The sequence below is a fragment of the Thioalkalivibrio sp. ALMg3 genome (assembly GCF_000381225.1).
GTDB lineage: Bacteria > Pseudomonadota > Gammaproteobacteria > Ectothiorhodospirales > Ectothiorhodospiraceae > Thioalkalivibrio > Thioalkalivibrio versutus.
This window is the reverse complement of sequence record NZ_KB906227.1, coordinates 35,264-50,319: the sequence shown is the minus strand read 5'-3', so window position 1 is coordinate 50,319 and position 15,056 is coordinate 35,264. Positions and strand designations below refer to the sequence as shown.

The window sequence follows — 15,056 nt, the reverse complement described above, 5'->3', positions numbered from 1 at the left end:
CGGCCCACCGCTTGCCCAGTCAGGCCTCCGGGCGCAGGTGCGGGAACAGCAGGACGTCGCGGATCGAGGCGCTGTTGGTCAGCAGCATCACCAAGCGGTCGATGCCAATGCCCTCCCCGGCGGTCGGCGGCAGGCCGTACTCCAGCGCGCGGATGTAGTCAGCGTCAAAGTGCATCGCCTCGTCGTCACCGGCGTCCTTCTCCGCAACTTGGGCGCGGAAGCGCTCGGCCTGGTCTTCCGGGTCGTTCAGCTCGGAGAAGCCGTTTGCGATCTCGCGCCCGCCGACAAACAGTTCGAAGCGATCGGTGACGAACGGGTCATCGTCGTTGCGCCGCGCCAGTGGCGAGACCTCGGTCGGATAGGCGGTAATAAAGGTCGGGTGACGCAACTGGTTCTCGGCGGTGTACTCGAAGATCTCGGTCCACAGCTTGCCCAGACCGAAGCTCGGCTTAATCGGGATCTCAAGGCGCTCGCAGTGCGCGCGCACCTTCTCGATATCCTCGAGGTCGGCGTCCGCGATCTCGGCATTGTGGGCCAGGATCGCCTCGCGCACGCTCATGCGGGTGAACGGCTTGCCAAAATCGTAGCTCTCGCCCTGGTACTCAATGGTGGTCGTGCCCAGCACGTCCTCGCACAGCCCGCGCAGCAGGGTCTCGGTCCGATCCATCAGCGCGCGATAATCCACGAACGCCTCGTAGAACTCGAGCATGGTGAACTCGGGGTTGTGCCGCGTGGACAGCCCCTCGTTGCGGAAATTGCGGTTGATCTCGAAGACCTTCTCGAAGCCGCCGACCACCAGCCGCTTGAGATACAGCTCTGGCGCGACGCGCAGGTACAGCGGCATATCCAGCGCGTTGTGGTGGGTGGTGAACGGCCGCGCGGTCGCCCCGCCTGGGATCACCTGCATCATTGGCGTCTCCACCTCGATGAAATCCTGATCCTCGAAGTACTCGCGGATGTAGCGCACGATCCGGGTACGGGTGCGGAACAGCTCGCGGCTGTCCAGGCTGGTGATCAGGTCCACGTAGCGCTGGCGATAGCGCTGCTCCTGATCGGTCAGGCCGTGGAATTTCTCCGGCAGCGGACGCAGGCTCTTGGTCAGCAGACGCAGCTCGTCGAGCTGGACCGTCAATTCCCCGGTCTTGGTCTTGAACAGCGTGCCCTGGCCACCGACGATATCGCCCAGATCCCACTGCTTGAACGCCGGGTACACGCCCTCCGGCAGGCTGTCGCGCTGCGCGAACAACTGGATGTCGCCCGACTGATCCCGCAGGCGGATGAAGCTTGCCTTGCCCATCACGCGCTTGCCGACCATGCGCCCGGCGACCGTCACGCGAATCCCCTGGGCCTCCAGCGCCTCGCCCTCGGTCTCGTCGTGCGCGGCGTGCAGCGCACCCGCCAGCGCATCGCGACGGAAATCGTTGGGGAACGCCGGACCGGCCGCGCGCAGCTCGTTCAGCTTGCTGCGGCGCTGCGCGACCAGCTTGTTCTCGTCAGTGGTTTCGGTCATCAGAAATCCATGCAATAGATAGACTTACAAGCCACTCTTGAGACTGGCTTCAATAAAGGGGTCGAGGTCGCCGTCGAGCACGCCCTGGGTGTTGCCGACCTCCACGCCGGTGCGCAGATCCTTGATCCGCGACTGATCCAGCACGTAGGAGCGGATCTGGCTGCCCCAGCCGATGTCGGACTTGGTGTCCTCCACCGCCTGCTTCTCGGCATTGCGCTCCTGCAACTCGCGCTCGTACAGCTTGGCGCGCAGCTGGTTCATCGCCATCTCGCGGTTCTTGTGCTGCGAACGCCCGGCCTGACACGCCGCCACCACTCCGGTCGGGACGTGGGTAATGCGCACCGCCGAGTCGGTGGTGTTCACGTGCTGACCACCGGCGCCGGAGGAGCGATAGGTGTCCACCCGCAGATCCGCCGGATTGATCTCGATCTCGAAGTTCTCGTCGATCTCCGGGGAGGCGAACACCGACGCGAACGAGGTATGCCGGCGGTTGCCGGAATCGAACGGCGACTTGCGCACCAGCCGATGCACGCCGGTCTCGGTGCGCAGCCAGCCGAAGGCGTACTCGCCCTGGATGTGCACGGTCGCACTCTTGATCCCGGCGGTCTCGCCCTCGGAGAGCTCGGTGACCTCCGCCTTGAAGCCCTTGTGCTCGGCCCAGCGCAGGTACATGCGCAGCAGGATGTTGGCCCAGTCCTGGGCCTCGGTGCCCCCGGAACCGGCCTGGATATCGAGGTAGGCGTTGGCCTCGTCCATATCGCCGGAGAACATGCGGCGAAACTCCAGGCCCTCGATACGCGCGGTCAGCGCCGCCACATCGGCCTCGACCGACGCCGCCGTCTCCTCGTCGCCATCCGCCTCGGCCATCTCCAGCAGGTCCCGGCTTTCGTCCAGCTGGGTGCCGATCTCGCGGATGTTGACCACCACGCCCTCAAGCTGGGCCCGCTCCTTGTTCAGCGCCTGGGCCTGCTCCGGGTCGTTCCAGATATCCGGGTTCTGCTCCAGCTCGCGCTGGACTTCCTCTAGCCGTTCTTCCTTGGCAGGGTAGTCAAAGATACCCCCTAAGGCCTTCCAGGCGGCCTTTCAGGTCATCGATCAGGGAATACAGCGCGTTCAGTTCCATGGCAGTTTCCGTCGGGTGCCGTGGCGCACACGGCAGGTTCGATCACGTGGCGAGAAAAGCCGCGCAGTATAACACCCGACAGCGGCTTCAGGGCCGGCGGGGACGGCGCCAGAACGCCAGCGCGTCGCGGCGTTCCAGCACCAGGGCGCCGGCGCCCGACCCGGCCGTGGATTGCGGATCAACAAATTCGAGCGCGCCCAGGCCGCCACGGAGCAGAGCCCGCAGCTTCGGCGCCACCACGTCGTCGGCAACCGACTCCAGAAGCTCGAGCCGGCGCTCGAGCGACGGGGCCGCCTCCAGTGCCTCGACGACGACCACCGTGTCGCCGGATTCCGCCGGGTCGGCCGCCGGGTCGGCCGCCCAATCGATGCCGGCACCCCGCGCCAGCCAGTGCGCGACCACACCGCCGCCGCACACACGGCCCACACTCGTTGGGCCACCGGGATGCCCGGGCGACCAGGGCCAGAGGCCATGCACGGCCCCACGCCCCTCCCGCTCGCGCGCCAGATTCACCGGGTGCTGGAACCAAGCCATCTGCAAGGCGTTGGCCAGTACCTGCAGGCGCCGAGCCACATCGCCCTGCATCGACGGCGCCACCATGGCGCGCCCCATGCCGATCGACGGTGGCGGGCCCGACGCATCGCCCTCGGCGTCCATCCGCAACTCCCACAAGCCGTCTTCGCTCAGGGCCAAGGTCGCCCCGGCCGCCTCCAGTTCCGGCTGTGCAGCCGACCACAAGGCCTCGCGCTCGGCCTCCGACACCGGATCCACCGGATAGGCCACCAGGTCCTTCATCCCCGCAGTCAGCTGCACCGGCTGGACCAGCCAGGTTCGCCATCCGGAATCGGTTGGCCGGTATCCCAGCCGCTCGGCCAATGCGGCCTCCCACCCTGGTGCTTCCGTGCCGGTGACCCCGCCCCGCGCCCGTCCGAGCCAGCGCGCCAGACGTCGCACAGAGAGCGGAGGCGCACCGGCCACCGCGCCCTCGGGCGCTGCCCACAGGCCGGGCAGCAGGTGAATCACCCGCCGGCTTGCACCCGGCCGTGTCATTGATCGGACCCGTAGCGCCCCTTCGGCACGTCGCGCTCCTTCGCCGGATCGTCCTCGATCCCCGGCGTGATGCGACCTTCGTCGTCATACGGGAGCCGGACATGACCGTAGCGAAGCACCAGCACTGCGCCCGCCAGAATCAGGACCCCGGCAGTCACCGCGATCAGCTCCCATACGTCCATGTCCTTCATGTCGATGATCACGTAGCGCGCCAGCGCGACGATCGCGATGTAGATCGGCAGGCGCACCGGGAGACGCCCGGAACGCAAGTAGATCCCGACCATCGCCAGCACCTCAAGAAAGATGAACAGCAACAGCAAGTCGGCCAACCCCACCCACATCGCCGAGACCATGGTGGCGATTTCCTGCAGGATCGCGATCACGGTGGCGACGGCGATCACCACCAGCACGGCCACTTCGACATGATGCAGGGCGCGGCGCCCGGCGCGTTCGACGTTCATGCATTCACCACAATTGCCCCAATAAGTCCGGCCATCCTACCACCCGCCCCGGGCACGAACGCTCAATTCTCCCATTGGTCTATACCAATAGACACAACGATCTGAAGCACCCGCGATGACTAAACCTCTCCACATCAAAAGTCCGCCCGCTACGCACCGCATCCAGTGGTCCGCCGCACGCGGTTTCGTCGCGGGACTCGCCCTGCTGGTGCTCGCGCTGCCGGCCGCCGCGGAGGACTACCCCGCCGATTCCGCGATCGCGTGGCAGGACTGGGACAGCCAGCTTTTCGAGGAGTCCCAGGCACGCGAGCGGCCCATCTTCTTTTATTTTCACGGCCAGTGGTGCACCTGGTGCCGCGACTTCCAGGACGAGTCCCTGGAGAACCCCGACGTGGTGGACACCATCGACCAGCACTACATCCCGGTCCTGGTCGATCTGGACGAACGTGCGGATCTGTTCCGGCGCTACGGTGGCCGCGGCCTGCCCTTCGTGGTCATCGTGAACTCTGATGACGAGATGCTGACCCGCTTTACCGGTCACGTGAATGCCCGCGACCTGCAGAACATCCTGGTGGCCCAGCGGGACATGTTCTCGGTCACCGGTCGCGAGATCACGCCGGACGATGCCGCGATCGACGATCTTGAAGCCTTCATGGAGATGCTCGACGAGGTCTACGATGCCCGCGCCGACCGCCTGAGCGGCAGCGCCACCTTCGGCACCCTCAGCAAGCGCCCGCAGCCCTGGACCTATCGCTTCCTGCTCACCGCCGAAGGGTGGCGGGATCGCATGCCCGGGCTACTCGACCAGATCGCGGAGGACCTCTACGACGAGGTCGAAGGCGGCTTCTTCTTCTTTCACGATCCGGACCAGCGCGACCCCGTCCTGGCACTGGAGACCTCCAAGCGCCTGGACCAGAACGCGGCGTTCCTGTGGCTGTTCTCCGAGGCCCATGACACCACCGGCGACGAGCGCTACGCCGAGATCGCCCGCGGCATCCGCGACTACCTGCAAGCCCGCCTGTGGGACAGCCGCCAGCTGCGCTTCGGCAACAGCCAGTACGCCGACCGCGACTACTACCAGCTGGACCCGGAGACGCGCACGCAAACCGACCCGCCCCGGGTCGACCGCAACACCTACGCCGACACCTCGGGCCAGGCGATCGCCGCCCTCGCCAACATGGCGCGAGTGCTGGAAGACAGGGACACACTGGAGTGGGCACACGAGGCCCTTCGGGCGCTGGATCGCTACCTGCAGACCGAACAGGGCTACCTGCACGGCATCACCGCGGCGGGTCGCCCGGCGATGGAGGGCTACCTGCCCTCGCAGATCTGGCCGGAGATCGCCCGCCAGGAACTGGCGCGCGCCACGGAGGCACTGGACGGCGAGCGACCGGAGATGCCCGACCCGCTCGCGGCACTGGACCGGCTGGAAGCGTTCTTCAACGAGGAGCTGGGCGCCCACGCCGAACGGATCGGCACCGACCTGGAACCCTGGTCGGAGACCCGCACCCAGGCGGCGCTGGCCTGGTGGCTCTACCGCCTGCCGGACGCCGCCATCGAGGAATCCCACATCGATCGCAACATGGTGCGCGAACGACTGCGCATCGAGCCCGGTGCCGACCCCGACGACGTCGCTCTGGGCTTCGACGCCCTGCGCCGGGGCTTCTGAAGCCCGTTGCAAGGCCTTGCGGTCGCTTATCCGGCGTCACACCACACCCCGGTTTCCCAGGAGGGCGAGCCGAACCTGCGCTGCGCCTGGCTCGGCCGTTACGCCTGTTGACGGAACCCCGCAACCTCGCCCTGTAGCTGCTGCGCCAGGGCCTCCAGCGCCTCCACCGCCTGCTGCATCTCGTTCGCCCCGTCGGCGTTGCGCACGGCAATATCGTTGATGTGGTGGATGTTGCGGTTGATCTCTTCCGCCACCTGGCTTTGCTCCTCGGTCGCGCTGGCCACCTGGCGGGTCATATCGTCGATGGCGGTCACCGAGTCGTGGATGTACTCCAGGGTCTCGCCGGCCTCGCCCGCCTTCGCCACGGAGGTCTCCGCATGCTGCTGGCTGACCTCCATCGCCTGCACCGCGCGGGTGGCCCCGCCCTGCAGGCGCTGAATGATCTCGCGGATCTCCCCGGTCGAGTCGTTCGTGCGCTGTGCCAGGTGGCGCACTTCGTCCGCGACCACCGCGAAGCCCCGCCCGGCCTCGCCGGCCCGCGCCGCCTCGATGGCCGCGTTCAGTGCCAGCAGGTTGGTCTTCTCGGCGATCTCCTCGATCACCTGCAGGATCGTGCCGATGTTGTCGCTGTCCCCTTTCAGTTCCACGATCACATTGTTCGCCTGACGAATCTCGCCGGCCAGCGTGTTGATCGCACCCTGGGTCGCCTGCACCACGGTGCGCCCGCCTTCCGCCGCACGCGTCGCCTGCCCCGCGCTCTCGGCCGTGCTCTGCGTGTTGTTGGCGACCTCCTGCACCGTGGCAGACATCTGGTTCATCGCCGTGACCACCTGCTCCACATCACCGCGCTGTTCGTGGGTGGCACGCGTCAGTTCATTGCTGCGCCCATCCAGCTGCCGCGCCGAGGCGGCAATCCCGTCCGCCGCGTCGGCAACCTGGCGGATAAGCCCGGAAAGCCGGCCCATCACCGTGTTGAAGGCCGCGCCGGTGCGCCCGATCTCGTCGTCGGTCGTCACCTCCACTCGGTGCCCGAGATCCGCTCGGCCCTCGCCGATCGCCTCCAGCCCCTCGGCCAGGCGCTCCATGGGGCGCGTCAGCACATTGGCGTAGAACCAGCCAATACCCAGCGCCACCACGAACGCGACGATCCACAGCACCCAGAGCAGCCACCACAACTGGGTCACCAGCGCCGCGTCCACACCCGCGGCCAGATCACCCTTCATGGTGTGGAAGGTCACCCCGCCCATGATGGACAACGGCACGGTGCTCACCACGATCACCAGGATAATCAGCTTCAGTCGCAGCCCACCCAACGGTCCAATCTTCATCGACGCCCTCCTTTAGAATCGTTAACGACCATCAGGCCCCCGCCTTGAGTCCGGCGCAGTATCCGCCAGCCCTCGCAGCCACGTCATGATCAAGCTCAATCCGAACCCCTGGCCGCAAGTTCAAAAGCGTTGCACCACAGAGAGTGCCGAGGGCACAAAGAGGAAAAACGACAGGTTCACCACGAAGCGCACGAAGACGCGACGTCAGACAATTATTTTGTAGGGCGCCCGAGGTGCCGATGCGTCGAAATCGGCATCACGCCGCCCGTGATCTACCCGGCACGTAACACCATGTGCCTACCCGCTTTTTGATCCTCTTGTGAATGCTTGCTGCCCTCGCATTTCTTCGTGCCTTCGTGCGCTTCGTGGTGAATAAAGCCCTTGAGCGGGCGCTCGCCTCACCCCCGATACCCAGACACAAAAAACCCGCGGCCCCGAGACTCGGGACCGCGGGTTCGCGGTACTGCGTTAGCGGGTCCGCTTACCGGCTGCGAGCCGCGCGGTTGCCGTTGGCGGACGGGCGACCGTTGCCGCCGCGACCACCACCGGGCTTGCCGCCGCGACCGTTGCGCGGGGCGCCGTTGCGGGCACCACCGCCCGGCTTGCCACCCGGACCGCCACGGCCATTCGCGTTGCCGTCATTGGCGGCGGGCTTCGGCGTGGCGAAACCCTCGGTCTCGATACGGTCGATCGGACGCTTGATCAGGCGCTCGATGCCCTTCAGCAGCTTGATCTCCTCGCCATCCACCAGCGACAGCGCGGCACCGGCGGAGCCGGCACGCCCGGTGCGACCGATGCGATGCACGTAATCCTCCGGCACATTCGGCAGTTCGAAGTTGACCACCTGCGGCAGCTGGTCAATGTCCAGGCCGCGCGCGGCGATATCGGTGGCCACCAGAACCGGTACCTGACCGGACTTGAACTGCTTCAGCGCCTTGGTACGGGCCGCCTGGCTCTTGTTGCCGTGAATCGCCTCGGAGCGCACGCCGTCCTTCGACAGCTTCTCGGCCAGTCGATTCGCGCCGTGCTTGGTACGGGTAAACACCAGCACCTGTTCCCAGTTGTTGGTGCGGATCAGGTGGCTCAGCAGCTCGCGCTTCTGGCTGGTCTCGACCAGGTGCACGCTTTGCTCCACGCCTTCGGCGGCCGTGTTGCGCGGCGCGATGTCGATCTCCGCCGGGTTGTTCAGCAGGCCGTTGGCCAGCTTGCGGATCTCGTCGGAGAAGGTCGCCGAGAACATCAGGTTCTGGCGGTTCTTCGGCATCATCGCAATCAGCTTCTTGATATCACGGATGAAGCCCATGTCGAGCATGCGATCGGCCTCGTCGAGGACCAGGATCTCCACACCGGACAGGTCGATGGTCTTCTGATTGGCGTGATCCAGCAGACGCCCCGGCGTCGCCACCACGATGTCCATGCGATCACGCAGGGCCTTGATCTGCGGGTTCATGTTGACACCGCCGAAGATCGTCATCGAGCGCATCTTCAGATTGCGCCCGTAGGTCTTCACGGATTCGTGAACCTGCGCGGCCAGCTCGCGGGTCGGGGTCAGCACCAGGCAACGCGGGCGGCCATTGCCGGCCTGCGGCGCATCCGAGGTGGAAAGGCGCTGCAGGATCGGCAGGGTGAAGCCGGCGGTCTTGCCGGTGCCGGTCTGGGCGGCGGCCAGCAGGTCGCCTCCCTTCAGGACTTCCGGGATGGCCTGGGCCTGGATCGGGGTCGGGTGCTGGTACCCGGAGGTTTCCAGCGCACGCAAAAGGGTATCGGCCAACCCGAGGTCGGCAAAGGTCGTATCAGTCATGGAATGCTCCAACGCCACCCGCCACTCGTTCAACACAGAGCACCCATCGGGGGAAACGAAATCAGGGGGATCACTGCGAGCCGGAAGGCTCTGGATCAAATGAACGGACGCTGACGGGCGGGGCGTTCGATCCGGGCACTATACGCCTTTTGTCAATGAAAAGACACCGCTCCATACCCCATCGGATATATATTTGTTTTGTGCGGGAATATCCGCTAGCTTCATTTCAAAAAAACCGATGCCAACGCAGCACCGGTCAGGCCGACGCGACCCCAAATAACAACGATCGGCCATCAGGGGAACAAAATGAAACGCAACCTGCCTGTCACCGGGATCGAGGCGGACTACCCGGAGAGTGCCAATATCCTCTCCACCACCAACCTCAAGGGGGCCATCAGCTACGTCAACCCAGAGTTCATCGACATCAGCGGCTTCGAGGAAGAAGAGCTGCTGGGCAAGAATCACAACGTGGTTCGTCACCCGGACATGCCCCCTGTCGCATTCGAGGACCTCTGGCAGACCGTTCAAGGCGGACGATCCTGGATGGGAATGGTCAAGAACCGCTGCAAGAACGGCGACCATTACTGGGTCAGCGCGTACGTCACACCGGTGACCGAGGACGGTCAAACGGTCGAATACCAGTCCGTCCGCACCAAGCCGCAACGCGAGCTGGTGGAAAAGGCCGAATCCGTCTACGCCGCCCTGCTCGAGGGGCGCATGCCCCTGTCGCTGCGTCTGCCACGCATTGGCATCAAGACCCGGGCCGTCGCCTCGGTGGCCGGTGGCGTGCTGCTGGGCCTGATTGCCAGCCTCGCCCTGACCGGCATCACCTGGGGCTCCGCACTGATCTTCACCCTGACCACCCTGCTGGTCGCCGGCCTGCTCGTCTGGACCAGTCTGACGCCGCTTTGCCGCGCGGTGGCCCACGCCCGCCGCATCGCCAACAACCCGGTCAGCCAGTACATCTACACCGGGCGTACCGACGAGGCCGGCGAGATCCTGTTCGCGATGCAGATGCTGGAGGCAGAGGCAGGCTCGGTCGTCGGGCGCATGGGGAACGCGGCCGAACGCCTTACCCGGACCGCCGACGCCCTGGTCACTGCGGTCGGTGACAGCCGGCAAGCCTGCAACCATCAACAGACCGAGACCGAGCAGGTGGCAAGCGCCACCCAGCAGATGGTGAACAGCGTGCAGGAGGTCGCCCGCAGCGCCCAGGGTGCGGCCGATGCAGCCGACCGGACCGACCGCGAAGCCGGTGCCGGAAGCGGCGTCGTGGCCGAAAGCACGCAGGCCATCGAAAACCTGGGACAGCATATTCGCGATGGATCGGGTGTGATGGCCGAACTGGAACGCCACAGCCAGGACATCAGCAGCGTTCTGGACGTGATCCGCGGCATCGCCGAGCAGACCAACCTGCTCGCCCTGAACGCGGCGATCGAGGCCGCACGCGCCGGCGAACAGGGGCGAGGCTTCGCCGTGGTGGCGGACGAGGTGCGCACACTGGCCAGTCGAACACAGGATTCCACCGCCGAAATCCAGCAGATGATCGAGCGTCTCCAGGATCGCGCGCGGGCTGCGGTGGCGTCCATGGAACAAAGCCGCACGCAGGCCGAAACCAGTGTCGAACAGGCCCGGCAGGCGGCGGCGGCACTCGAAAACATCACCTCGGGCGTCGGACAGATCCGCGACATGAGCACCCGGATTGCGGCCGCCGTGGAACAACAGGGGACCGCCGGGGAAGAGATCCGCCGGGGGGTCGACTCGATCCGCAGCGCCGCCGACACCACCGCGAACCGGGCCGATCAAAGCGACACCGCCGCCCGCGAGGTCGCGCAGCTCGCAACCGGACTGCAAGGCCTCGCCCGGCAGTTCTGGGCAAGACATCGCTGAAAGGGAAAGCTCCCAGATGACTTCCCCATCCGATCGGTACCTGCGGCAACATATTGCCCTCGCCTCCGGCGTTCTGCTGGCGCTATTGCTGTTACCGCTGGCGATCTGGATGCTCGGGGCGGAGCTGCCCCGCATCCTGCCCAGCGAACACCTGACCGCCTTCCACACGGGCGCGGAGTTGTTCGCGGTGGTTGTGGCCGTACTGGTATTCGCGGTGGGCTACCACGTAATCGACCGCCGCCGCGTGGCCGCTTCTCTGCTGCTGGCGTGCGCCTTCCTGGCGGTCGCGTTGCTTGATTTCCTGCACCTGATGACCTATCCGGCCATGCCGGATTTCATCACCCCGAACTCGTCACAACAGACCTTGTTGTTCTGGCTGGCCGCGCGCCTGGTCGCGGCCGCGGCATTGCTCGCCTACGTGGCCCTGCCCATGGTCTCGCAAAGCGACGGTCCACCACGCCATGTCTACCTGATCGGGAGCCTCCTGCTAGTCGCCTTGCTGGCGTGGATCGGACTTTGGCATGCGGAAGTCGTCCCGCCCCTGTTCGACCCGGTCAGCGGGCTCACGCCCATCAAGGTGGGGCTGGAGGCGCTGGTGATCGGCCTGCACCTGGCCACCCTGGCCCTGCTCGCCCTGCGCCGTGAGCTGCTGCAACGTCCGGGCATGCCCCTGGTCGCCGCCGCCCTGGTCATCAGCATCGGCAGCGGGCTGTTCTTCATGTTCTACGAAGACCTGACGGACACCCCGTTTGTACTCGGCCATATCTACAAGCTCGCGGCGTATCTCCTGATCTACCAGGGCCTGTTCCTGGAAAGCGTGCGCTCGCCCCTCCAGCGCCTGCACCAGGCCCACCGCGATATCGAGATGCGCGAGCAGCGTTACCAGCAACTGGTGGAGACGGCCCCCGACGGCGTGCTGGTCACCGACATGGACGGCCGTATCGTGATGGCCAATCGCAACATCGAACGTCTGTTCGGCTATCCACGCCAGCAATTGATCGGACAACCGGTGGAGCGGCTGGTCCCCGAGCGCCTGCGCGAACGCCACCGCATGCACCGGCGGGCACATGCCCACACCATCAACCGGCGCACCATGGGGCAGGTGCCCCACCTGCGCGGGCGCCGCATCGACGGCACCGAGTTCCCGCTGGACATCAGCCTGAATGCTTTCGACGACAGCGAAGGCCGCCGCATCACCGCGTTCATCCGCGACATCACCGACCGCCAGCGCCGCGAGGCGCGGATCCAGCACCAGGCCACCCACGACAGCCTGACCGAACTACCCAACCGCTGGCTCCTGCACGACCGCCTGACGCAGGGGATCGCCCAGGCCGAACGTCACGGCCACCCGATCGCTGTGATGCTGCTGGATCTCGACAACTTCAAGATGGTCAATGACACCTTCGGCCATCACGAGGGCGACCAGCTGCTGAAGGCCGTGGCCGCCCGACTTCAGGGCGCCCTGGACCAGGAGGCGACCATCGGGCGTTTCGGCGGCGACGAGTTCATGATCCTGCTGACCAACGTCGAAGACGAACAGGCCATCGGCCAGGTCGCCCAGCGCATCCTCGGCATCTTCGGCAGCCCGTTCCAGACCGAACACACGCGCAACCTCGCCTCCACCGGGAGCATCGGTATCGCCCTGTTCCCGCGCGATGCCCGCGACGAATGCACCCTGGTGCGTTACGCCGACATGGCGATGTATGAGGCCAAGCACTCCGGACGCAACACCTATGCCTTCTTCTCGCAGCACCTGGACGCCCAGGTGCATGAGGAACAGCGCCTGCAGCAACGCCTCCAGCAGGCGCTGGAGAACCACGAACTCGAGCTGCACTACCAGCCCCTGCTCGATGTCGCCTCGAACCGCATCATCGGCGTCGAGGCCCTGGCACGCTGGACGGACACCGAACTCGGACCGGTTGCTCCGGCACGCTTTATCGCCAGCGCCGAGGCCAACGGACTGATCCTGCCGCTGGGCGACTGGGTCATCCGCACGGCCTGCGAGCAGCTCGCCCAGTGGTCCCGCGCGGGTCTCGACCTCCGCGTCGCGATCAACATCTCCGCCATTCAGTTCCGCCAGCATGACCTGGTGGACCATCTGGGCAGGGCTCTCCGGGCCACCGGCGCCCCACCCGAGCACCTCGAAATCGAGGTCACCGAAACCGTGGCCATGGCGGACGTCGCCTTGACCCGCGATCAGCTGCGCGGACTAAAGGCCTTGGGCATCCGGGTCGCACTGGATGATTTCGGCACCGGCTATTCCTCCCTCGCCTACCTGAAATCGCTGCCGATCGACAAGCTCAAGATCGATCGCTCGTTCATCGCCGACATCGGCCAGGACCCGGAATCCGACATGATCCTGCGCTCCATCGTCCACCTCGGCCACAGCCTGGGCCTGACCCTGGTGGCCGAGGGCGTGGAGACCGAGGCGCAGCGCGACTTCCTCCGGACGATCGGCTGCGACCTCTACCAGGGCTGGATTCATTCAAGGGCCATGGCGCCTCTCGCCCTCGCCGACTGCCTGGAGACACGCCTGGTCTGAAGCGGGGCCCCACACCACCCCGTCGTCCCGGACACCGCGTAGCGGTGATCCGGGATCCCCCGGCCGGCCACCGCGACACCGAAGATCCCGGCTCTGCGCTGCGCTACGGCCGGGATGACATCAAGGGGACGGGCACCCACCATCAGCTCGAACCAGCAAGCAATCATTCCGCGTGTCGTTTCGCCTCACTTCTCAACGCCTGCGCGCCAGCCAGCAACAAAAAGGCCGCCCGAAGGCGGCCTTTCGTGACCGAATCCAGCCGTTCGCGCCGCCATCGAACCCCCGGCGACGCGGCGCTCGATCAGTACCCCGTACTGCCGTGCACGTCCGGCGGGGCCTCGCGCGTCAGCATCGACCACGTCAGGTGCGCCATCACCTCGGGCGCCACCACCGTATGGCGGTTCCCGCTGTTCTGCATCCCCTCGCGCAGCTCCTGGCGGACCTGCGGCTGCCCGGTCAGGTCGAAGATCACATCCACCTGATCCCCGCGCGCCACGAGATCCGCAACCGACTCCAGCGGGATCCCCTTCGCCTCGGCCAGCCGGCGCCCCTCGGTCTCGCCCTGCTCCGAGGCCGCGCAGATCGTCATCCCGGGCAGACCGGACTCCAGCAACATCTCGAGGAAGCGGCCGCCCACCCGGCCCAGTCCCACCACTGCAATCTGAATCGACATATGCACTCCATCCTTTTCTGTTTTTGTTGTTTCCATGCATGCCCACGGTTGCCATCCGCCGGGCACGCTCCCCGACTGTAGGCCATGTGCGGCGCCCACGCACGCCAACCCGTGCACCGGGCCGCCCCGCCCGCCATCCGGCCATTTGGAGCGGCCCGCGGCACGCCCTAGAGTGCCCTGAGTTTGCCAACCAACCGGAGCCCCCCATGGAAAACGTTCACCTGCCGATCCGCGCAGACCGCCGCGAGCAGGGCAAGATCATTCAGCGCATCGAACGCCTGGAGGGAGTGGAGCTGGAATTCACCGACCTCGACGTCGGCGACTACCTGCTGCCGAACGGCGTCGTGGTCGAGCGCAAGTCCGCCACCGACATGGTGCTCAGCGTCGTCGACAAGACCCTGTGGGAGAGCGCCGCCAAGCTGAAGGCCAACTACCAGCAGGTCGTCTACATCGTGGAGGGGGACCTCTACGAGCCGCGTTTCCACCAGCAGGCGCTGGACATCCACCGCGCCCTGGCCCACCTGACGATCGCCCTCGGGATCAGCGTCCTGCCCAGCTCCGATGCCGACAACAGCGGCATGCTGATCTACCTTCTGGGGCTGAACGCACAGATCGAGCCGGACCCGTCTGACCGCCCGACCAAACCCGACACCCGGCGCAAGGCCGCCGAATTCATCGTCAGCGGCCTGCCCGGCGTCGAGGCCGACCAGGCCCGCGACCTCCTGCGCGACATCGGCAGCGTGCGCGACATCATCAACGCCGACGCCGCCACCCTCGCCCAGACCGACGGCCTCGACGCAGAACGCGCCCAACGCATCGAATCCGTCGTCACCTACGGCAGCCGCACCACCTGAACACCCCCCGAGCGGCCAGCCGCACGACCCTCTGTGGGAGCCTGCTTGCAGGCGAAGCCCCCGCCAAAGCCGGACCTGGACAGCGGACGATTGGCGAGGTGATGCGAGTCGCGGGGCTCATCGCATCCGACAATGCTGCCAACCCCGGACACGGG

The 15,056-nt window shown here is 66.3% G+C and carries 11 protein-coding genes; 4 read left to right on the top strand and 7 right to left on the bottom strand.

Annotation, left to right across the window (positions count from 1 at the left end):
* Positions 1–19: 19 nt before the first annotated feature.
* The 4 genes from lysS to F622_RS0109635 form a co-directional block, all read right to left on the bottom strand.
* Entirely contained in the window at positions 20–1,510 is a 1,491-nt protein-coding gene (gene lysS, locus F622_RS0109650; protein WP_019571833.1) for a lysine--tRNA ligase, read from the bottom strand.
* Between the two features lie 24 nt (positions 1,511–1,534).
* Positions 1,535–2,633 (bottom strand): peptide chain release factor 2 gene (gene prfB, locus F622_RS0109645; protein WP_155997130.1). Its coding sequence is split into 2 segments (ribosomal slippage): positions 1,535–2,560 and positions 2,562–2,633, totalling 1,098 coding nucleotides; the frame shifts between segments, so codons are not numbered across the junction.
* Positions 2,634–2,720: 87 nt separating this feature from the next.
* The gene (locus F622_RS0109640) at positions 2,721–3,509 is read right to left on the bottom strand and encodes a hypothetical protein (RefSeq protein ID WP_019571831.1); all 789 of its coding nucleotides are present in this window, start codon (positions 3,507–3,509) and stop codon (positions 2,721–2,723) included.
* Between the two features lie 170 nt (positions 3,510–3,679).
* A complete protein-coding gene (locus F622_RS0109635) occupies positions 3,680–4,144 on the bottom strand; it encodes a phosphate-starvation-inducible protein PsiE (protein ID WP_018169572.1) in 465 nt (154 codons plus the stop codon).
* A 115-nt stretch (positions 4,145–4,259) separates the two neighbouring features.
* On the opposite strand from F622_RS0109635, the gene F622_RS0109630 reads away from it, so the two are divergent.
* Positions 4,260–5,813 carry a DUF255 domain-containing protein gene (locus F622_RS0109630; protein ID WP_026331561.1) on the top strand — a complete coding sequence of 518 codons (1,554 nt, stop codon included), beginning with the start codon at positions 4,260–4,262 and terminating at the stop codon, positions 5,811–5,813.
* 98 nt (positions 5,814–5,911) lie between these two features.
* On the opposite strand, the gene F622_RS0109625 is transcribed toward F622_RS0109630, so the two are convergent.
* Together F622_RS0109625 and F622_RS0109620 are read right to left on the bottom strand one after the other, a co-directional pair.
* The gene (locus tag F622_RS0109625) at positions 5,912–7,141 is read right to left on the bottom strand and encodes a methyl-accepting chemotaxis protein (RefSeq protein ID WP_018145889.1); all 1,230 of its coding nucleotides are present in this window, start codon (positions 7,139–7,141) and stop codon (positions 5,912–5,914) included.
* 481 nt (positions 7,142–7,622) lie between these two features.
* Complete coding sequence (locus F622_RS0109620; RefSeq protein ID WP_026305961.1) at positions 7,623–8,942, bottom strand: DEAD/DEAH box helicase; 1,320 nt, start codon at positions 8,940–8,942, stop codon at positions 7,623–7,625.
* Positions 8,943–9,248: 306 nt separating this feature from the next.
* Between F622_RS0109620 and F622_RS0109615 the strand changes: the two genes are divergently transcribed.
* Both F622_RS0109615 and F622_RS0109610 read left to right on the top strand, forming a co-directional pair.
* Positions 9,249–10,832: a PAS domain-containing methyl-accepting chemotaxis protein gene (locus tag F622_RS0109615; RefSeq protein ID WP_018145891.1), complete on the top strand. Its 1,584-nt coding sequence runs from the start codon at positions 9,249–9,251 to the stop codon at positions 10,830–10,832.
* Positions 10,833–10,848: 16 nt separating this feature from the next.
* Positions 10,849–13,374 carry an EAL domain-containing protein gene (locus tag F622_RS0109610; RefSeq protein WP_019571829.1) on the top strand — a complete coding sequence of 842 codons (2,526 nt, stop codon included), beginning with the start codon at positions 10,849–10,851 and terminating at the stop codon, positions 13,372–13,374.
* A gap of 301 nt (positions 13,375–13,675) precedes the next feature.
* Here F622_RS0109610 and F622_RS0109605 read toward each other — a convergent pair whose 3' ends face one another.
* Positions 13,676–14,047 carry a hypothetical protein gene (locus F622_RS0109605; RefSeq protein WP_018169568.1) on the bottom strand — a complete coding sequence of 124 codons (372 nt, stop codon included), beginning with the start codon at positions 14,045–14,047 and terminating at the stop codon, positions 13,676–13,678.
* A 206-nt stretch (positions 14,048–14,253) separates the two neighbouring features.
* Between F622_RS0109605 and F622_RS0109600 the strand changes: the two genes are divergently transcribed.
* A complete protein-coding gene (locus F622_RS0109600) occupies positions 14,254–14,901 on the top strand; it encodes an ERCC4 domain-containing protein (protein ID WP_018169567.1) in 648 nt (215 codons plus the stop codon).
* Positions 14,902–15,056 lie beyond the last annotated feature (155 nt).